Source organism: Citrobacter sp. Cu096 (genome assembly GCF_030332285.1).
Taxonomy (GTDB): domain Bacteria; phylum Pseudomonadota; class Gammaproteobacteria; order Enterobacterales; family Enterobacteriaceae; genus Citrobacter; species Citrobacter meridianamericanus.
Window position 1 is genome coordinate 296,479 of the sequence record NZ_JAOWID010000019.1, and the last position, 19,950, is coordinate 316,428.

The window sequence follows — 19,950 nt, forward strand, 5'->3', positions numbered from 1 at the left end:
GAGAGAGAGCGTGATTACTAAAAACTTTCGACTGAATGCGCTGGCTAACCAGTATGCGGCGGCGCTGTATGACCATATATCAGCGACCAACGGCGGTGATTATTTCATGATTGACGCAAATGGTGAGGCTGTTCGCGTGGAGGTTAAAGCAGCACCGTGAAACGTGTCTTGAAAAGGTTAAACGACCGCCAGTAAAGGTGGATGATTATGGTGATTTGCATAAACCTGCGACGGATACACAGCATCGCATGGGGATCGCTCAGCCAAACGGTAGCGCGTTCCGGCTGACTTGCAGGAAACAGCGTTAGGGCATCGGGTCTTATGGTTCGCAGTACGCATGCTGGTACGCAGCAAAAGTGCGCATTCTAACTGCGTACTTATATCCATAAGCCTGCCGCGCAGCAGAATACACCGGTTAACAGCAAAATTACCGCATTCACCTGGTAACCAGTTCGCAGTGAAGTTCGCAGCAAAATAGTGATTTCGCCAGAACCGAAACGGATACGACTGCGCAAACGGAAAATGAAATTACAGCCAAACTCAGGCTGTATGCTGCATAAACGATGATGTTTGCTGGTGCGAATTCGCAAAGCCTGTGCGCAATTAGCTCCTAAATACTCATATTATTTCGTATTCATTTTTGCGCAGTGCGCAGCGCAAATCCTAACATTTCCTAACATTGCTCAGAGCAGAGGACCATCAGTGAGAGACAGAACGCGCAACCACACAACTGACCTGCCCCGCATCGGCCTGCCCTTTCTGGCAAATATTCGCCGCATACTGGTGAATACCTCGCCTGGTACTCAGCTCTCCTGCCAGACTGAGAGCGGTACTCTGTATACCATGCGGCAGCCAGATGGCTATGTCATGACCATTAACGGCGTTACGCGGATAATCAGAATTTCTCTCACTGATGCTGGCTACGGTGTTCGGCAATGGTATACCTGCCCACACTGCGGGAAACGTGTAGCGAAGCTGTACATAGGGAAAGCGGATATCGCCTGCCGTAAGTGCTGGAATCTTCACTACACCAGTCAGAGCGAGGACAGGTTAGGCCGGATGCGAATGAAAATGCGCCGTCAACGTTATGCCGTCTGGGGAAACACCGAACAGACACGTAATTTGGCTAACGATCCCTGTTCCTTCCCGAAGCCAAAGGGAATGCGCTGGGATACATTCAACAAAAAAGTAGCGGCGCTGGTTCGCTATGAGAGTGCTTACTGGCAGGCTTTCACACCGGTGGTCGATAAAATCTGCGGAAGAGTAAAGAGGTTGGTCACTGCCAACTGACTCGTTGGAAGATAGTCTGTTAACCCTCCTATTCCATCAATTCCCCTTCTGGTAATGATCGAATTTGCTCTTTCATTAATTGCAATAAATATGGTGATCGTTTCATTTGTTGCAACTAAAATAACTGTATAAATATCAGGAGGTGGTAAATGTCTAAACAAAGCGTCAAGCCTGTATTGCTCAGTGATGCGCAGTTGCAGGCCATTCGAAATATTCAGGAGCAACAACGCAAACAGTCAGGGCTCGGGGTTGCGCCCTCTATTCATGAAATCGCTCGTGGGCTGGTGGACAGCGCACTGGCGATGCACGCAAAAATGAAGGTGTCCGCATGATTATTAACGAGCTGGCATACAAAGTCACAGTAAAAACAGATGAATTCCTGCATGGAAAGCGAAAGGTACAGGATGAAATCAGAAAGCTAAACCAGGAGTTGTCCCGCTCGGAAAAAGAGCGAGATAAAGAACTAAAAAAACAGCGGGAAGAACTTGAGAAATTCGGTAAATCCGCCGCCTCCGCTACACGCAACGTTATGGCAGCCGCTGCCAGCTTTCTCGGGCTAAGCGCTGGCCTTTACGGCATCAAACAGCTATTCACCTCAACCTCCAACGAAATCGTTCGTGCGAGCAATCAGGCGAAGTATTTCGGTACTGATGTGAATAAGTTATTCGGTGTTCGTCGTGGATTCCAGCAGGCGGGCCTTAATGCTGACTCCTTTATTGGCGCTTCTGGTAATGCCCGCATGGCGCTGGCTAATATCAAAGACCCGACAATCTTTGGCGGGCTCACCGGCGCGGCGCAAAGCCTGATGGTGCTTGGTGCTCGTACCGGCCTGAACATCAATAACCTTGGCGCCCCTAACAAGGCGCTGGGAGAGTTTACCCGCTACGGCAAATCCCACTCTCAGGAAAATCTGATGCAGGTGATGGCGGCAGCCGGATTCGATCCGACAGACGCCGCCAAGATTAAATCTGGCGAGCTAAAGTCTCTGGTCGATTCTGAAACGAAGAAGTCGAACATCACCGCCCGGCAGGTCAGGGAGCAGGAAAGAGTAGCTGTTACCCTTGGGCAACTGGATTCACAGTTCACGCGACTGAAAACTGATTTAGCGGCTGCCTTTGCCCCTGATGTCGTTAACGGAATGAAAGCGTTTGGCTCATGGATTGAGAATAACCACGGAAACATTATCGGTTTCTTTGATGATGCTGGTAAGACCGCCAAGCGATTTACAGAGGCCGTAGGTGGCGCTGAGAACGCACTAAAGTTACTGGCAGCAGCTTATGTAGGAAGCAAGGTAACAGGCGCGGGGATCCCTCCTTGGCTGGCTGGATTGGTTGCTTATGGCAATTACCTTTACAATGACCAGAACAACATCAAAGACAGCGCTGAGTCATCATTGAACTACGCAAAACGTAATATGGGGGATATGCTTCGAGGAATCGGAATTGATACCGATTTAGGGCGCAAGCCCGGCGCTGTGAATGGGGATAATATTCAGTGGGATATTCCAGGCTCCACTGATATTTTGGCCGATGCGATACGAAAAGTTGAATCCAGTGATGGAGCGCATCTATACAGCCCCAAGGGCGCTGTCGGCGAGTATCAAATCATGGCTGACACAGGCAGGGAGCTTGGATTACGCATTGACTCACAAGTGGATGAGCGGCTTGACCCTGAAAAATCCAGAGCAGCAACCTTAAGTTATATCAGCAAATTACTGAAGAAATACGATGGAAATCTTAATGACGCCCTTATGGCATACAATTGGGGTATGGGTAATGTTGACCAGTGGATAGAACAGGGAAGAGGCGCAGGATTCACTGACAAGGATGGTAACTGGCGTCCATTACCAAAAGAAACACGGGATTATACTGGCAAAATCAGGTCCGCTATGGGCTTGAGTGATGAAAATAACTCTACTGGCGCAGATAGCTACAGTAACTATTACGCGACGCAAACAAAGCTGGCTGCTAGCAGTTCATACCAACTTGCTTCAAGCGGTGGGCAGCCTCAAATACAAAATACTACTCACATCAACACCGTTAACGTGAACAGCAACCCACGCACAGTTGATGAGCTCAACGAGGGTATCAAGCGACAAAGTCAAAGGGCATCCACCAACGCAGCATTTTCAAGTGCCGTTAAGTGATAGCGCTCCTAATGTTCGTTGAAAATTATTTGGATAATGAGTTGGCTGATCTAATTATCTTAATTAAGAATGCGTATTCTTCTGAGCTTTTCCCATAGGCTCTTTCTGCTATTTTCAACGCTTCAACAAGAGGTATTCCGTGCTGGCCCTGTGTAATGTTGGCAACCATAACCCCCTGACATGCCAACATGCCATCAAGCTTCAGTATGGAATAACTTGTTGAAGCTTTTGGGGCATCTTGAGATAACCGTTCGCAGTGATTTTTTACTGTTAAACCATGTATCTTTTTTTGTGATGAGTAAAGCTCCAGTGCTGAAACTTTTTGCTCAGTTGTAGCATCTGATGGAACTGTGGGATAAGTAACCTGAGGTACGAGATCTGGGTGCTGACTGTAGTAATACTCGATTGCCATCTCAGAAGATGTATTGATGACATTAGTTTGGTATGTTTTTCTGTCATCATTGAACCCCCAAACAGATTTAACCTTGGCTATTTTCCACTGGTTTATTTCTTTTACATTTTTAGCAACAACTGCCGTTCTCATAGCGTCTATACAGGTAAGGTTCACATAAGACCTAATATCCGCAGGTGTTTCACCAATCTGTGCGAGTTCATCCCCTGATTTTTCGACAACTTGATCAGCGTATGAAGAGCATTTTTCAATAAGATCCAATCCCGTCACATTTTCAGCATTTGCCTTCACAGATAGGAATATGAGGAACATTATTACGGGTGCCGTTATTTTTTTCATCTCGATACCATTGTGTAATTTTGATGACTTTATCTATTAACTTGCTTTGCAACATGTGATTTATCGCACAAATGTGAGATTTCATAACGCGTCCAGCCGTTAATAGTTACGTTTGCCCACCCTACCGCATGAGATCTTAAGGTTTGTTAAGATTGTAAGTCGTTGAGATGGTGAGCTAGTTATTCTAATCGACAGCCTGTCAGAGCTCACCTTCAACAGAGCAAAAAAAGAGTAGCTATGCCGGTCGTGAGTTATCACATGGATGGCAATACAATACCGGACATTACCAGCATGGGGACAAATGATGACGCCACGAGAGATTGGATTACTGGCTATAGCAAAACTTGAGCATGACGGCCACCAGCTTACTCCTGCAGATCAGCGGGAGATAGAACGTACTGTTAATGCCGATATAGTAAGGCGCAACAGGTTCCAGGACATGATGAAAACACCGACCTACCAGTGGAACAAGCCAGCGCCACGGCGGTGACATGGCTATTTATCATTTCTTTTATGCGATTGCTTCCATTGTTCGTAATCGCTAAGCAACCAACGAGAGCTGCGACCAAACTTTATGGGGGGAGGTAGATTGCCTGTTTTTATTTGCCCGTAAAAGTATTTAGAAGTGAACCCAGAATCATTGGTCATGTAACGCATGTCTATCAAAGAGGTTGGTTCAAGTTGTCTGCCCATGCGTGCCTCTGCTTAGCTAGTGATGCCTACTTCTAACTTTTCTGAATTGATTCCCTACCACTTCCATTCGCTCCACCAGCGCCAGCATACGCGACTGTGGGTTATTCTCTGGCTGGTTTAATTTGCTGCGTAGGGCATCGAGTAGCCACGCTGTTTTGTCGCCACCAGATGCTGCTACAGACCCATTAAACGCATCCACCAATTCAGCCGGCACGCGGAACGCGACAAGGTTGGATTTACTCATGATGGCGACCGTATCAGTATGTTAGATCATTAGGAAGTTATTGGAGGGATTATGGCACCAAAGAAATTGACGCTAAAAGAGTGGAATAGCCGTTTACCACGCCCACGCAGCGAGGAGACAGTGCGCCGATGGGTACGTGAAGGGAAAATTTATCCAGCCCCTGTGAAGGATGGGCGCGAATATCTATTTGATGAAAATTCCGTACGTATCAACGAACAAAAAAACCGAACCCCATTATTAGAGAGAATTCATAATGATCAGCGTAAGAGCTAAGTGGATAACACATAGGGTCAATTACTTCTAAAGTGGCGCTGGAACGCTGAGCCTGCATAGCCTCCCATGTGGAGGCTTTTATATTTTAGATACCGCTTTTTTCTACTACCTAACCAACCCGCACACACTCACCTGATATGGAGTTATCAGCACCTCCAGTATCGCGCATCACATTACACTGACCGGGCAACCCATAACGGGAACAGTTACACCAGACACCGGCAGAATTGGCGCTGCCCTGTGTGGTGTTCTGCCGCTGTTCGTAGACCGTCACCTTATCTAACAGCCGATCAGCAACCATGCTTTCGAGCGTTCGGCGAGTAGATTCGAGCTGGTGACGCTTGCCGAACGATTCCATGCCGTGAAGAAGGTAGGCCACACCGGACACATCGAACGGAGGCGCTCCAATTTCCCCAGTCACCCATTCGAGGTTATCCGGTTCAAAGTAGCTGAGTATCTCTTTTTTGCGGCTGGTCATTCTCATGCTGGTGGGCTCCTTATTGTGGGATAGAGGTATCATACAATAATCAGAATGTGAGATATTGAGTCTCGCCGTTAGCGGTAGCGCCAGCAAAAGTCACCACACTGAACATCAAACCAATACATGGAGTGAGCAATGAACGAGCACCATCAACCATTTGAAGACTTACGACAATATGGAAGTGAAGGGCAGGAGTATTGGTCTGCAAGAGACTTGGCACCACTATTGGACTATCGAAATTGGCGAAACTTTCAAAACGTTCTGGCGCGAGCATCTCAGGCATGTGAAGCCAGCAACCAAGAGGTTTCAGACCATTTTGTTGAGACCATCAAAATGGTTGCTCTAGGGTCTGGCGCTCAACGAGAGTTAGAAGATGTTCATTTGTCCAGATATGCCTGCTATCTAGTTGTGCAGAACGGCGATCCTAGTAAGCCAGTTATTGCCGCCGGGCAAACATACTTTGCAATACAGACAAGGCGGCAAGAACTAGCCGACGATGAAACATTCAAGCAACTCCGCGAGGATCAAAAGCGGCTTTTTCTCCGAAACGAGTTAAAGGAGCACAACAAGCAACTTGTTGAGGCAGCCCAGCAGGCTGGTGTTGAAACAACGTTAGATTTTGCAATCTTCCAAAACCACGGATACAAGGGTCTCTATGGTGGGCTAGATCAAAAAGCCATTCACCAGCAAAAAGGGCTTAAAAAAAGCCAAAAAATACTCGATCACATGGGTTCTACTGAATTGGCTGCAAACCTATTCCGAGCAACTCAGGCAGAAGAAAAACTCCGAAGAGATAATGTTAAATCGAAGCAAAAAGCTAATGAAACTCACTTTGAGGTAGGCAGGAAAGTCAGGCAAACAATCCAGGAGCTAGGCGGGACAATGCCAGAGAATCTACCTGCACCGGAAAAAAGCATCAAACAATTAGAATCTGCCGCCAAGAAGCTGGATAAAAAGTAGACACACCCTTTAAGCACATCACTTTGCGGTGTACACAAGGGTGTACACAATCAGAAAAAGCAAATGACAAAACCCATCAATGGCGGGGCGTTGAGGCGTCTACTCAATAAACAGATTCAATCGAGTAATTTTGAATATCATCCCTATGCTATCGTAACGTACTAGATAGCCTGCTCAATGCAGGCTATCCGTACCGCCAGTAAGTGCTGACTTATATAAAATTGAATACTTATTTATCTGGCATATATTTGTCGTTATAAATACTCTTCAGAATATCAATCCGAACAGCATTACTGCTGTTCATATTCACGACTGTCAGTACTTCATCGGATCCCCTGAGACGCCAGCATTCTGCCTCAACATCACATTTTACCTGTTTTTCATAGCCCGCCATTGAGAGATATTTACTAATCCTCCCCGTATCCCTGGTATCATGGAACGTAACACTCCATACATCAGCCTTAGGACCAGAAATGTTCGTATAATTAAAGTCATACACTTGGGATATTCTCGGCATTTTTTTTAAAACTTGAGGAGTGTAATAATCATATTTGGCTTTATCAAACTCTGTATATTGTGCGTTACCTGCAAGTCTCATTTTTATATTAGGCCAGAAATAAGAGCTGCATATAGCTATTATCATCAGCACTATTATGACTGCCTGTTTCATATGTTTCCCTTTTTTACCAGTTAACGACCGTTCCATCTCTTGAAACTATTTTAACGTTACCAGAACTAAAGTCGCTGTAAGGTATCACTGTTCTCATGAATGAGGGTAAAACACCTTTTACAGGAAGAGCTAAAGCTGATTTCATCGGATCGGGAAATAATATCGGTTGGAATGAGGTGTTTTTAAAAGAGCCGATTGGACCATAATAATCCCAACGCCTGAGGGCTTCCTCTTTGCTGACGGGCTGCAATAGCGGGAATGGGTTACTATATGAGACTACGCGGTAGAACCCCAGCAAATCGGATACTAAATCCTCACCACTGAAACCGCTGTCGGTGTAAAGATAAAAGGGGAAATTTGACTGTAAACCTTCAAAACGATGAGCAAGCGCCATCATCATGGAAAGTGCTATACTATATCGTTCAAATAAACTTCGCCCTTTTCTAATTCTCCATCTGATGAACTTCCCAATTGTGAGCCCTCCTCTTCCCATACTTTGAGTGTATTTTACATCGTAATAATCCTTTCCTGAATGCTCGCCTTGGTGCATATCCGAGAGTAACTTTCTGACATCATCTCCTCGAGCATGTCCCATATCTATCCACCCCAAAACTTCGGTGTAGATTATCCCACTTCTTAAATGTCCAGCCTCTCTGCCATCCTGAATTTCCTCTCTTACGCTCATGTCTATCACTCCGACTGACTAAATGCTGAAGATTTTGCTGTATATGTGTCTACACGCATAGAAGCGATAGCTGAGGGGGGCATTTTTCAGAATAGAGGCCGCTGAATATCAGAGTTTACTTAGGATGACTTCTCTAATGGCTTCTGGAGTGTCAACTTGTCCAATGGTCGGGGGGATAGTTTTGTTGAAATATCATACGTGGCTCGCCAGTAAACGGCGGCGCTACGTGCTTTTCCGATGGGCATGTTTATAACTTCTCACTACGCATTATATTTTCTCATCACTTATCACCATAACTAATATCGTTATGCGCACAACATATGGCATTTTCTTAAAATAAACATTAGCTGTAGTTATTAGAATCACTTCACCTTAGAAAATCTCAATCGTGACAGTGCGCACAAATCGTTAAGCTTAGCCCCCAGCAAATCAGGGGGAATACATGCTGTTACACGTTTTATACTTAATTGGTATTACTGCCGAAGCCATGACCGGTGCGCTTGCGGCTGGGCGTCGTCGTATGGATACATTTGGCGTCATTATCATTGCCACCGCGACAGCCATTGGCGGTGGTTCAGTACGCGATATTCTTCTCGGCCATTATCCGCTCGGCTGGGTAAAGCACCCTGAATACGTCATTATCGTGGCGACCGCTGCGGTACTCACGACCATTATTGCTCCCGTCATGCCCTACCTGCGTAAAATATTCCTCGTACTGGATGCGCTGGGCCTGGTAGTGTTTTCTATCATTGGCGCTCAGGTGGCGCTGGATATGGGCCATGGACCGATTATCGCCGTGGTCGCTGCGGTCACGACCGGGGTTTTCGGCGGCGTATTACGTGATATGTTCTGTAAACGCATCCCACTGGTGTTCCAGAAAGAACTGTATGCCGGCGTATCATTTGCCGCTGCCGTGCTGTACATCGTGCTGCAGCATTATGTCTCCAGCCACGATGTGGTGGTTATCTCCACCCTACTTTTCGGCTTTACCGCCCGACTACTGGCGCTGCGCCTGAAGTTAGGTCTGCCTGTATTTTACTATCGCCATGAAGGCCATTAGAGCATAAAGCCCGCGATCCGCTGAGCAGCTAACCAGTTGCTCAGCGCTGTGACCTCTCGATCCTCCAGCCACTGGATCACCTGCCGAGCCCGCCGCTCCCCCATAAAAGGAAGCTGCCGCCAGCTTTGTTCACTACGCACGTGTAACTGCGACCATGAACCATCCCGACTGGCATTCAGCGTAGCCTGTGTTATCGGTATTCCCATAGCAATCAGCCAGCGCGTGAACGGAAGATCGCGCGACAAGTTGAACTGATGCCATAACTTCTTCCCTTTGCTTACACCAAATGTGGACTGTAGTTGTTCCTGAGTTAGCCCAAGCCAGGAAAAGATATGCTCAAAACGATATGCCTGATTGAGCTCCCGCCATCCCGCCTCGCCGATACCTTCCAGCCCCAATACCTCTTTGGTACCCAGCCAGACCAGCCTGGCAACAAACTGCTCATAACACTCCGGGGTAGCATAAAAACAGGTTAATGAATTAAAGCGACCCTCAGGTGGAGCTGGTTTAGTACGCTGAGTACTCCGCCAGACGACTTCGTCTATACGGGGGATCCCCTGCCCGGCAAGGCTTATCAGAATCTGATCGCCAGGCGCAATATCCCATTCATTCCAGCGTCGGACAGAGCCAATATTGACGCGCTGCACTCGTTTATCATCCAACATGACGGGGGCCAGCGATGCCACCACCGCAATTTTCCCGCTTTTGCCAACAGAGAACTCAATACCCATCACCTCAGACACCCTGGCCACGGGAGGATATTTCCACGCTGCCAGCCAGTCTCCCTGTCCGGGTAGCCAGTATCGCGCCTGCGGCTCTTTTCCCGTTCGCACAACTACGCCATCCGTCACAAAAGGTAATGCTGAAGTCCACCAACTGGCGCGTGCCTGCTCGACATCATCTGCACTCTTCACGGCCCTGGTAAAATGTTGCGTGAAACTGAACCCGGCAGCAGTGAGTTGTTCCAGTCTTTCAGACATGACCGCAGGACCATCGGGCCAGGCCCAGATAAAAATAGCCAGCGAGCCTAATAATTCCGGATTGCTCTGGCGCATCATCAATCCAACAACCTTCGAGCGGGCGTTCATTCCCCCTCTCTGCTGTTGGATATGTCCTTCCTGCTGCAAAAATATCTCACCCTGCAACGTACTGTTAGCCAGTTGCCCCCTGGTGACATGGGGTACGGAAGGGATCAGAAGAACCTTTTGCGTCCAGTCTTCACCTTTCAGGCCGTTACCTCGACTAATCGCCCGGACCAAATTGCCATTACGATAGACTAACGTCACTGCCACGCCATCCACCTTCGGTTGCACCCAGAGATCGCTGCGCGCGTGCATCCATTGCTGTAGAGCTTGCTTATCGGCAAGTTTTCGAACTCCCGTGTGGGGAACGGGGTGCGATACTGTGCCACCCATTGGTGGCGCAGACAGATCTGGTGGAACTTCATCACCAAAACAGCGCTGCCATTGAATTAGTTGCGCATTGAGCTGGTCATAAACGCCGTCATCTACGGCACTTTCACCCTGTTTCCAGTAACTGTCATTCCACTGTGTTATCTGCTGCTGTAGCCGTGAAATTTCCTCATTTGCCCGGGCAGGCGACCAGACGGGGCAAACCGCCCATACAGGTAAATTCCAGACCAGTAGAACCAGCCCTATGCATTTGCATAATCCCATACTACCTCCGCTGAACACTGCAATTCCAGGCAGATATAGCGCGAAATAATAGGGAAACAGAGTGGCAAAAAAGCATCCTGCGAGCACCGTTCCTGACATTTGCACGTATTGCTGCAAATCATCGATAAAACAGGAAACTGATACGCAAAACGCAATAAACATGCGCAAAAAGTGTGACAAGGGCTACGTCACATAGCGGCTACGTGTATAATAAGCCCGTATGTAGGCTCTCTTTCGACAATCACATACATTAAGATACTCATGGCTCAAGGCACGCTTTATATTGTTTCTGCCCCCAGTGGCGCGGGTAAATCCAGCCTGATTCAGGCTTTATTAAAGACCCAACCGTTGTATGACACCCAGGTTTCTGTTTCGCACACCACGCGCGCACCGCGCCCGGGGGAAGTGCACGGTGAACACTATTTCTTTGTGAACCATGATGAATTCAGAGCCATGATTGGCAGAGACGCGTTCCTGGAACACGCTGAGGTATTCGGTAATTATTACGGCACTTCGCGTGAGACCATTGAGCAAGTACTGGCATCCGGCGTAGACGTCTTTTTAGATATCGATTGGCAAGGTGCGCAGCAAATTCGTGAAAAAATGCCGCATGCGCGCAGTATTTTTATTTTGCCGCCATCTAAGATTGAGCTGGACCGACGTCTTCGTGGCCGCGGTCAAGATAGCGAAGACGTGATCGCAAAACGTATGGCGCAAGCTGTTGCAGAAATGAGCCATTACGCCGAATATGATTATCTTATTGTGAATGATGATTTCGATACCGCCCTGGGCGATTTGAAAACCATCATTCGCGCCGAACGTCTGCGCATGAGCCGCCAAAAGCAGCGTCATGACGCTTTAATCAGCAAACTGTTGGCAGACTGAACCCACATTCAGTATCATGCCCAGTCATTTCTTCACCTGTGGAGCATTTTAAGTATGGCACGCGTAACTGTTCAGGACGCTGTAGAGAAAATTGGTAACCGTTTTGACCTGGTACTGGTCGCCGCGCGTCGCGCTCGTCAGATGCAGGTAGGCGGAAAGGATCCGCTCGTACCGGAAGAAAACGATAAAACTACCGTTATCGCGCTGCGCGAAATCGAAGAAGGTCTGATCAACAACCAGATCCTCGACGTGCGTGAGCGCCAGGAACAGCAAGAGCAGGAAGCCGCTGAATTACAAGCCGTTACCGCTATTGCTGAAGGTCGTCGTTAATCACAAAGCGGGTCGCCCTTGTATCTGTTTGAAAGCCTGAATCAACTGATTCAAAACTACCTGCCGGAAGACCAGATTAAGCGTCTTCGGCAGGCGTATCTCGTTGCACGTGACGCTCACGAGGGCCAGACACGTTCAAGCGGTGAACCCTATATCACGCACCCGGTAGCGGTAGCCTGCATTCTGGCCGAGATGAAACTCGACTATGAAACGCTGATGGCTGCGCTACTGCATGACGTGATTGAAGATACCCCAGCCACCTACCAGGACATGGAGCAGCTTTTTGGTAAAAGCGTTGCAGAGCTGGTAGAAGGGGTATCAAAGCTTGATAAGCTTAAGTTTCGCGATAAGAAAGAGGCGCAAGCTGAAAACTTTCGCAAGATGATTATGGCGATGGTGCAGGATATCCGCGTCATTCTCATCAAACTTGCTGACCGTACCCACAATATGCGCACGCTGGGCTCATTACGCCCGGACAAGCGTCGCCGCATCGCCCGTGAAACCCTCGAAATTTATAGTCCGCTGGCACACCGTTTAGGTATTCATCACATTAAAACCGAGCTGGAAGAGCTGGGTTTTGAAGCGCTGTACCCGAACCGCTATCGCGTGATTAAAGAAGTGGTTAAAGCCGCTCGCGGCAACCGCAAAGAGATGATCCAAAAAATCCTCTCAGAAATCGAAGGGCGTTTGCAGGAGGCAGGTATTCCGTGTCGCGTGAGCGGGCGCGAGAAGCACCTGTACTCTATCTACTGCAAAATGGTGCTCAAAGAGCAGCGTTTTCACTCCATCATGGATATCTACGCTTTTCGCGTTATCGTTCATGATTCCGATACCTGCTATCGCGTACTCGGCCAGATGCATAGCCTGTACAAACCACGTCCTGGTCGCGTGAAAGACTATATCGCCATTCCAAAAGCGAACGGATATCAGTCTTTGCATACCTCAATGATCGGCCCTCACGGCGTTCCGGTTGAAGTACAAATTCGTACTGAAGACATGGATCAGATGGCGGAAATGGGTGTGGCAGCGCACTGGGCTTACAAAGAGCACGGTGGCGAAAGCAGCACCACCGCACAAATCCGCGCTCAGCGCTGGATGCAAAGCCTGCTGGAACTGCAGCAGAGCGCCGGTAGCTCGTTTGAATTTATTGAAAGCGTCAAATCTGATCTCTTCCCGGATGAGATTTATGTTTTCACACCGGAAGGGCGTATTGTTGAACTGCCTGCCGGTGCTACACCTGTCGACTTCGCCTACGCCGTACATACCGATATCGGTCACGCCTGCGTCGGCGCACGTGTCGACAGACAGCCTTACCCGCTTTCACAACCACTGTTTAGCGGTCAGACCGTTGAGATTATTACCGCGCCGGGCGCACGTCCGAATGCAGCATGGCTCAACTTCGTCGTTAGTTCGAAAGCACGAGCAAAAATTCGCCAGTTGCTGAAAAACCTCAAGCGCGATGATTCCGTCAGCCTGGGGCGTCGACTGCTCAACCATGCCCTGGGCGGTAGCCGTAAACTGGCTGAGATCCCACCAGAAAGCATCCAGCGTGAGCTTGAGCGCATGAAGCTCGCCACGCTTGACGATCTGCTCGCAGAAATTGGTTTGGGTAACGCCATGAGTGTGGTGGTTGCGAAAAACCTCCAGCAGGGCGAAGCAACGGCAAACGTCCCAGCGCAATCTGGTCACGGTCATCTGCCGATTAAAGGCGCAGACGGCGTGCTGATCACTTTCGCGAAATGCTGTCGTCCGATTCCAGGCGATCCCATCATTGCCCACGTCAGTCCGGGTAAAGGTCTGGTGATTCACCATGAATCCTGCCGTAACATTCGTGGCTACCAGAAAGAGCCTGAGAAGTTTATGGCGGTGGAATGGGATAAGGAGACGGAGCAGGAGTTCATCACTGAGATTAAGGTGGATATGTTTAACCACCAGGGTGCTCTGGCGAACTTGACGGCGGCAATAAACACGACCACCTCCAATATTCAAAGTCTGAATACGGAAGAGAAAGATGGCCGCGTCTATAGCGCCTTTATTCGCCTGACCGCCCGCGACCGTGTGCACCTGGCGAATATCATGCGCAAAATCCGCGTCATGCCTGACGTGATTAAAGTCACCCGTAACCGTAACTAGAACACGTTTTATGAATGAACAGCGCTATGCACGTATCCGCGAGATGCTCGCACGTCGTCAGCCCGATCTGACCGTCTGCATGGAAGAGGTCCACAAGCCTCATAACGTTTCCGCTATCATTCGTACTGCAGATGCGGTCGGCGTGCATGAAGTCCACGCCGTCTGGCCGGGTAGCCGTATGCGTACCATGGCCTCTTCTGCCGCAGGCAGCAATAGTTGGGTGCAGGTTAAAACGCACCGCACCATTAGCGATGCGGTCACACATTTAAAAAACCGGGGTATGCAGGTTCTGGCAACCCATCTGTCAGATAAAGCTGTGGATTTTCGCGAGATTGATTACACACGCCCCACCTGCATCCTGATGGGCCAGGAAAAAACCGGCATTACTCAGGAAGCGTTGGATCTGGCGGATCAGGATATCATCATTCCCATGACTGGCATGGTGCAGTCGCTGAACGTCTCAGTCGCCTCCGCGCTGATTCTGTACGAAGCGCAGCGTCAGCGGCAAAACGCCGGCATGTACCGCCGAGAAAACAGTATGCTGCCGCAAGATGAGCAGCAGCGTTTGCTGTTTGAAGGCGGTTATCCTGTGCTGGCGAATGTCGCTAAACGCAAAGGCCTTCCCTACCCTCACGTAAACACGCAGGGCGAAATTGAAGCCGATGCAACGTGGTGGGCCACTATGCAGTCTGCGAGATAAACGCGATGAAAGGCCGTTTACTGGATGCCATCCCACTCAACTCTCTGACCGGCGTTGGCGCAGCGCAAAGCAGTAAACTGGCGAAAATTGGCCTGCACACCGTGCAGGACCTCCTGCTACACCTCCCCCTGCGTTACGAAGACCGCACGCATCTGTACCCTATTGGCGAACTGCTGCCGGGCGTCTATGCCACCGTTGAAGGCGAAGTGCTGAACTGCAATATCACCTTTGGCGGTCGCCGGATGATGACCTGTCAGATCAGCGATGGCTCGGGCATTCTCACCATGCGCTTTTTCAACTTCAGCGCAGCAATGAAAAACAGTCTCGCCACCGGGCGTCGGGTACTGGCCTATGGCGAAGCCAAACGCGGGAAATACGGCGCTGAGATGATCCACCCGGAATACCGCGTGCAGGGCGATCTCAGCACGCCGGAATTGCAGGAAACGCTCACGCCGGTGTATCCAACTACCGAAGGTGTTAAACAGGCTACGCTGCGTAAACTGACCGATCAGGCGCTGGATTTGCTTGATACTTGTGCCATTGCCGAACTGCTACCACCGGAATTACTGCAAGGCATGATGAGCCTGCCAGAAGCCCTGCGCACTTTGCACCGTCCACCGCCGTCACTGCAGTTGAGCGATCTGGAAACCGGTCAGCATCCGGCGCAGCGACGTCTCATTGTGGAAGAGCTGCTGGCGCATAACCTCAGTATGCTGGCATTACGCGCCGGGGCGCAGCGTTTTCATGCCCAGCCGCTGAGCGTAAACAACGCACTGAAAGATAAGCTGCTGTCGGCGCTACCGTTTAAACCGACGGGCGCACAGGCCCGCGTTACCGCTGAGATCGAACGTGATATGGCACTGGATGTCCCGATGATGCGCCTGGTACAGGGCGATGTCGGCTCCGGTAAGACCCTGGTCGCGGCGTTAGCCGCCCTGCGCGCTATCGCACATGGTAAGCAGGTTGCGCTGATGGCACCCACCGAACTGCTTGCTGAACAGCATGCGAATAACTTCCGTAACTGGTTTGCGCCGCTGGGCGTTGAAGTGGGCTGGCTGGCAGGTAAACAGAAAGGTAAAGCGCGCCAGGCGCAGCAGGAAGCTATCGCCAGCGGTCAGGTGCAGATGATTGTCGGCACGCACGCAATTTTCCAGGAACAGGTGCAGTTCAACGGAATGGCGCTGGTTATCATCGATGAACAGCATCGTTTTGGCGTGCATCAGCGTCTGGCGTTATGGGAGAAAGGCCAGCAGCAGGGTTTCCATCCGCACCAGCTAATCATGACTGCCACGCCAATCCCGCGCACGCTGGCGATGACCGCTTATGCCGATCTCGACACATCGGTCATTGATGAGCTCCCACCAGGACGTACGCCCGTCACTACGGTGGCGATTCCGGACACCCGCCGCAGCGACATCATTGATCGCGTACGCAACGCCTGTACCCACGAGGGGCGCCAGGCATACTGGGTCTGTACGCTGATTGAAGAGTCTGATCTGTTAGAAGCTCAGGCAGCAGAAGCGACGTGGGAAGAGCTTAAAATTGCGCTGCCAGAACTCCATATTGGCCTGGTACACGGCCGAATGAAGCCCGCCGAGAAACAGTCGGTAATGGCGGGATTTAAGCAGGGTGAACTGCATCTGCTGGTTGCTACCACGGTGATTGAAGTGGGTGTGGACGTGCCCAACGCCAGCCTGATGATAATTGAAAACCCGGAGCGCCTGGGCCTGGCCCAGTTGCATCAGCTACGTGGCCGTGTAGGTCGTGGCGCGGTGGCCTCCCACTGCGTCCTGCTCTACAAATCACCGCTGTCAAAAACCGCGCAAAAACGCCTGCAGGTTCTGCGCGACAGCAACGACGGGTTCGTTATTGCGCAAAAAGATTTGGAGATTCGCGGTCCCGGTGAGCTCTTGGGTACTCGCCAGACTGGAACGGCAGAATTTAAAGTCGCGGATTTACTGCGCGATCAGGCTATTATCCCGGAAGTTCAGCGCATTGCTCGCCATATTCACGAACGATATCCGCGACAGGCCGTAGCGCTAATAGAGCGCTGGATGCCGGAAACCGAACGCTACTCCAACGCATAGTCAATTCGGAGTGTCGGCGGATGTTACTCCGCCGCACAACCATTATTGCGCAAAAATCGGCAACAACAGATACAGCTTAATCACCAGCGCATTGACGATATCGATGAAGAACGCGCCCACCATCGGCACCACCAGAAACGCCATATGGGATGGCCCAAAACGTTCGGTAATTGCCTGCATGTTGGCAATCGCCGTTGGTGTCGCGCCGAGGCCAAAACCGCAGTGCCCGGCTGCCAGCACAGCGGCATCGTAGTTCTTACCCATCATGCGCCAGGTGACGAATATTGCGTACAGCGCCATGAAAATGGCCTGAACAACCAGAATTGCAAGCATCGGCAGGGCCAGAGAAGCCAGTTCCCACAGCTTCAGACTCATCAGCGCCATCGCCAGGAACAACGACAAACTTACGTTACCCAGCACCGAAACCGCACGCTCGAACACCCGATAAAAGCCCAGTAATGCCAGACCGTTACTGAGGATCACCCCAACAAACAGCACGCAGACAAAGGTCGGCAGTTCCAGCACCGTTCCGACCAGCATTTGCGCAACGATTTTTCCCACCGTCAAACAGATAGCGATCAGCGCGATGGTTTCAATCAACACCAGCGAAGTGATCATGCGCCCGACATCCGGCTTTTCAAACGCGGTCGGCACGGCCTGATCATCCGGTATGCCATCTGGCGTAGTGGAGTGTTTGACCAGATAGCGCGCCACCGGACCGCCAATCAGTCCACCTAGCACCAGGCCGAACGTTGCGCAAGCCATCGCCACTTCAGTCGCATTGGCGAAACCATAGCGCTCAATAAACAGTTTGCTCCACGCGGCTCCGGTTCCGTGTCCGCCTGAGAGGGTTATCGAACCGGCGATCAGACCCATCAGCGGATCCAAACCCAGCAGGGTCGCCATACCAATACCGATAGCGTTTTGCATCAGCAGCAGGCCAACAACCACAATCAGAAAGATACCCACCACGCGGCCACCTGCGCGCAGGCTGGCGATATTGGCGTTCAAGCCGATGGTAGCGAAGAACGCCAGCATCAACGGATCGCGCAGGGTCATGTCGAAGTTCACTTCCCAGCCCATGCTTTTTTTCAACACCAGCAGCGCAATCGCCACCAGCAACCCACCAGCGACAGGTTCAGGAATAGTGTATTTTTTCAGAAATGAGACAGACTGGACGAGCTTACGTCCGAGCAGCAACACAAGGGTTGCCGCAACCAGTGTTGATAACGTATCGAGATAAAACATTTACAGCTCCATTAGTGCGTTTAGCACAATCACGCACGATGCATTTCAGACCGATTTTTAGCTCTTATTGAGTTTTCGGGGTGGATTTTAAGCAGAAAATGATGAAAAGTTATATAAAAATGTTTGTTTATCCGTTTTAAATATTAAGAATACCCACTAGCAAACGTTTGCTTTTCAGCCCTGGTCAGATAAAATCACCGCTTTTCCACCATGGGATTGCCTCTGATGTCCGTTAACGCCGTAGAGTCAACAAATGCGCAACCGGTTGCGCAGACTCACAACAGTGAACTGATTTACCGTCTTGAAGATCGCCCCCCGCTAGCCCAGACCCTGTTTGCCGCCTGTCAGCACCTGCTGGCCATGTTCGTCGCGGTGATCACCCCTGCTCTGTTAATTTGCCAGGCGCTCGGTTTACCGGCTCAGGATACTCAACACATTATCAGTATGTCGCTGTTCGCTTCCGGCGTAGCCTCTATCATTCAGATCAAAGCCTGGGGGCCGGTCGGCTCGGGACTGTTATCCATTCAGGGCACCAGCTTTAACTTTGTTGCTCCACTGATTATGGGGGGTACGGCGCTAAAAACCGGTGGCGCAGATGTTCCAACCATGATGGCGGCGCTGTTCGGTACGCTGATGCTGGCAAGTTGCACTGAGATGGTTATCTCACGCGTACTGCATCTGGCACGTCGTATTATTACTCCGCTGGTCTCAGGCGTGGTGGTGATGATTATCGGCCTGTCGCTGATTCAGGTAGGTTTGACGTCGATTGGCGGCGGCTATGCCGCAATGAGCGACAACACCTTTGGCGCACCGAAGAATTTACTGCTGGCTGGCGTGGTGCTGGCACTAATCATCCTGCTTAACCGTCAACGCAACCCTTACCTGCGTGTTGCGTCATTGGTGATTGCGATGGCGGCAGGGTATCTGCTGGCCTGGTTTATGGACATGCTGCCGCAAAATACCGCACCGGTAAGTCAGGACCTGCTGATGGTGCCAACACCGCTGTATTACGGCCTGGGCATTGACTGGAGCTTACTGCTGCCGCTGATGCTGGTCTTTATGATTACCTCGCTGGAAACTATCGGTGATATTACGGCTACCTCCGATGTCTCCGAGCAGCCGGTTTCTGGTCCGCTATACATGAAACGCCTGAAAGGCGGCGTACTAGCGAACGGTCTGAATTCATTTGTTTCCGCCGTGTTCAATACCTTCCCAAACTCCTGTTTTGGTCAGAACAACGGGGTTATTCAGTTAACGGGCGTTGCCAGCCGCTATGTTGGTTTTGTGGTGGCGCTGATGCTGATCGCGCTGGGTCTGTTCCCGGCGGTCAGCGGTTTTGTACAGCATATTCCTGAGCCAGTACTGGGCGGAGCAACGCTGGTAATGTTCGGTACTATCGCCGCATCCGGCGTGCGTATTGTGTCCCGCGAACCGCTAAACCGTCGTGCGATTCTGATTATCGCGCTGTCGCTGGCCGTCGGTCTGGGCGTTTCCCAGCAGCCGTTGATCCTGCAGTTCGCCCCGGACTGGGTGAAAAACTTGCTCTCTTCCGGCATTGCTGCAGGCGGTATTACCGCTATCGTTCTGAACCTGATATTCCCTCCAGAGAAGCAATAAGCAAAATGCGGCGTTGATTCT

20 protein-coding genes and 1 pseudogene are annotated in these 19,950 nt (G+C 50.4%); 14 read left to right on the forward strand and 7 right to left on the reverse strand.

Going from position 1 to position 19,950, the window contains the following annotated elements:
- Positions 1-10: 10 nt before the first annotated feature.
- From OGX99_RS05500 to OGX99_RS05520, 5 genes are all read left to right on the forward strand, one after another.
- On the forward strand, positions 11-160 hold the full coding sequence (locus tag OGX99_RS05500; protein ID WP_286543000.1) for a hypothetical protein: 150 nt from the start codon (positions 11-13) through the stop codon (positions 158-160).
- Positions 120-308 (forward strand): PerC family transcriptional regulator, encoded by a 189-nt coding sequence (locus tag OGX99_RS05505; protein WP_286542901.1) that lies wholly within the window; start codon positions 120-122, stop codon positions 306-308. The genes OGX99_RS05500 and OGX99_RS05505 overlap by 41 nt, the downstream gene beginning before the upstream one ends.
- A gap of 394 nt (positions 309-702) precedes the next feature.
- Positions 703-1,290 carry a hypothetical protein gene (locus tag OGX99_RS05510; protein WP_286542903.1) on the forward strand — a complete coding sequence of 196 codons (588 nt, stop codon included), beginning with the start codon at positions 703-705 and terminating at the stop codon, positions 1,288-1,290.
- Between the two features lie 149 nt (positions 1,291-1,439).
- Complete coding sequence (locus OGX99_RS05515) at positions 1,440-1,622, forward strand: hypothetical protein (RefSeq protein ID WP_079938906.1); 183 nt, start codon at positions 1,440-1,442, stop codon at positions 1,620-1,622.
- Positions 1,619-3,436, forward strand: a complete 1,818-nt coding sequence (locus OGX99_RS05520) for a lytic transglycosylase domain-containing protein (protein WP_286542905.1) — start codon at positions 1,619-1,621, stop codon at positions 3,434-3,436. The genes OGX99_RS05515 and OGX99_RS05520 overlap by 4 nt, the downstream gene beginning before the upstream one ends.
- A 25-nt stretch (positions 3,437-3,461) precedes the next feature.
- On the opposite strand, the gene OGX99_RS05525 is transcribed toward OGX99_RS05520, so the two are convergent.
- Together OGX99_RS05525 and OGX99_RS05540 are read right to left on the reverse strand one after the other, a co-directional pair.
- On the reverse strand, positions 3,462-4,187 hold the full coding sequence (locus OGX99_RS05525; RefSeq protein WP_286542907.1) for a hypothetical protein: 726 nt from the start codon (positions 4,185-4,187) through the stop codon (positions 3,462-3,464).
- A gap of 754 nt (positions 4,188-4,941) precedes the next feature.
- Positions 4,942-5,124, reverse strand: a pseudogene (locus tag OGX99_RS05540) (hypothetical protein); the annotation flags it as partial.
- A 51-nt stretch (positions 5,125-5,175) separates the two neighbouring features.
- Here OGX99_RS05540 and OGX99_RS05545 point away from each other — a divergent pair.
- Positions 5,176-5,397: an excisionase gene (locus OGX99_RS05545; protein ID WP_230127828.1), complete on the forward strand. Its 222-nt coding sequence runs from the start codon at positions 5,176-5,178 to the stop codon at positions 5,395-5,397.
- 109 nt (positions 5,398-5,506) lie between these two features.
- On the opposite strand, the gene OGX99_RS05550 is transcribed toward OGX99_RS05545, so the two are convergent.
- The gene (locus OGX99_RS05550; RefSeq protein WP_286542913.1) at positions 5,507-5,881 is read right to left on the reverse strand and encodes a hypothetical protein; all 375 of its coding nucleotides are present in this window, start codon (positions 5,879-5,881) and stop codon (positions 5,507-5,509) included.
- Between the two features lie 132 nt (positions 5,882-6,013).
- On the opposite strand from OGX99_RS05550, the gene dinD reads away from it, so the two are divergent.
- Positions 6,014-6,838, forward strand: a complete 825-nt coding sequence (gene dinD / locus OGX99_RS05555; protein ID WP_286542916.1) for a DNA damage-inducible protein D — start codon at positions 6,014-6,016, stop codon at positions 6,836-6,838.
- Between the two features lie 229 nt (positions 6,839-7,067).
- On the opposite strand, the gene OGX99_RS05560 is transcribed toward dinD, so the two are convergent.
- Both OGX99_RS05560 and OGX99_RS05565 read right to left on the reverse strand, forming a co-directional pair.
- Complete coding sequence (locus tag OGX99_RS05560; RefSeq protein WP_048213724.1) at positions 7,068-7,508, reverse strand: hypothetical protein; 441 nt, start codon at positions 7,506-7,508, stop codon at positions 7,068-7,070.
- A 13-nt stretch (positions 7,509-7,521) separates the two neighbouring features.
- The gene (locus OGX99_RS05565; protein WP_151224008.1) at positions 7,522-8,193 is read right to left on the reverse strand and encodes a hypothetical protein; all 672 of its coding nucleotides are present in this window, start codon (positions 8,191-8,193) and stop codon (positions 7,522-7,524) included.
- A gap of 442 nt (positions 8,194-8,635) precedes the next feature.
- Between OGX99_RS05565 and OGX99_RS05570 the strand changes: the two genes are divergently transcribed.
- Entirely contained in the window at positions 8,636-9,253 is a 618-nt protein-coding gene (locus OGX99_RS05570) for a trimeric intracellular cation channel family protein (RefSeq protein ID WP_003024049.1), read from the forward strand.
- Here OGX99_RS05570 and ligB read toward each other — a convergent pair.
- Complete coding sequence (gene ligB, locus OGX99_RS05575) at positions 9,250-10,929, reverse strand: NAD-dependent DNA ligase LigB (protein ID WP_286542919.1); 1,680 nt, start codon at positions 10,927-10,929, stop codon at positions 9,250-9,252. The two genes, OGX99_RS05570 and ligB, sit on opposite strands and share 4 nt — an antisense overlap.
- A gap of 261 nt (positions 10,930-11,190) precedes the next feature.
- Here ligB and gmk point away from each other — a divergent pair, with 261 nt between their 5' ends.
- Genes gmk through recG form a run of 5 tightly spaced genes read left to right on the forward strand, consistent with a single transcriptional unit; the run spans position 11,191 to position 17,064 of the window.
- Positions 11,191-11,814 (forward strand): guanylate kinase, encoded by a 624-nt coding sequence (gmk, locus tag OGX99_RS05580; RefSeq protein ID WP_151217029.1) that lies wholly within the window; start codon positions 11,191-11,193, stop codon positions 11,812-11,814.
- Between the two features lie 54 nt (positions 11,815-11,868).
- Positions 11,869-12,144 (forward strand): DNA-directed RNA polymerase subunit omega, encoded by a 276-nt coding sequence (gene rpoZ, locus OGX99_RS05585; protein ID WP_000135058.1) that lies wholly within the window; start codon positions 11,869-11,871, stop codon positions 12,142-12,144.
- Between the two features lie 18 nt (positions 12,145-12,162).
- Positions 12,163-14,277, forward strand: coding sequence for a bifunctional GTP diphosphokinase/guanosine-3',5'-bis pyrophosphate 3'-pyrophosphohydrolase (gene spoT, locus OGX99_RS05590; protein ID WP_003024038.1), 2,115 nt, complete (start codon positions 12,163-12,165; stop codon positions 14,275-14,277).
- Between the two features lie 10 nt (positions 14,278-14,287).
- Entirely contained in the window at positions 14,288-14,977 is a 690-nt protein-coding gene (gene trmH, locus OGX99_RS05595) for a tRNA (guanosine(18)-2'-O)-methyltransferase TrmH (protein WP_151217031.1), read from the forward strand.
- Between the two features lie 5 nt (positions 14,978-14,982).
- A complete protein-coding gene (gene recG, locus OGX99_RS05600; RefSeq protein WP_286542921.1) occupies positions 14,983-17,064 on the forward strand; it encodes an ATP-dependent DNA helicase RecG in 2,082 nt (693 codons plus the stop codon).
- Between the two features lie 42 nt (positions 17,065-17,106).
- On the opposite strand, the gene gltS is transcribed toward recG, so the two are convergent.
- Positions 17,107-18,312 (reverse strand): sodium/glutamate symporter, encoded by a 1,206-nt coding sequence (gltS, locus tag OGX99_RS05605; protein ID WP_151217035.1) that lies wholly within the window; start codon positions 18,310-18,312, stop codon positions 17,107-17,109.
- 225 nt (positions 18,313-18,537) lie between these two features.
- On the opposite strand from gltS, the gene xanP reads away from it, so the two are divergent.
- Positions 18,538-19,929, forward strand: a complete 1,392-nt coding sequence (xanP, locus tag OGX99_RS05610; protein WP_137376861.1) for a xanthine/proton symporter XanP — start codon at positions 18,538-18,540, stop codon at positions 19,927-19,929.
- The last annotated feature ends 21 nt before the right edge of the window (positions 19,930-19,950 follow it).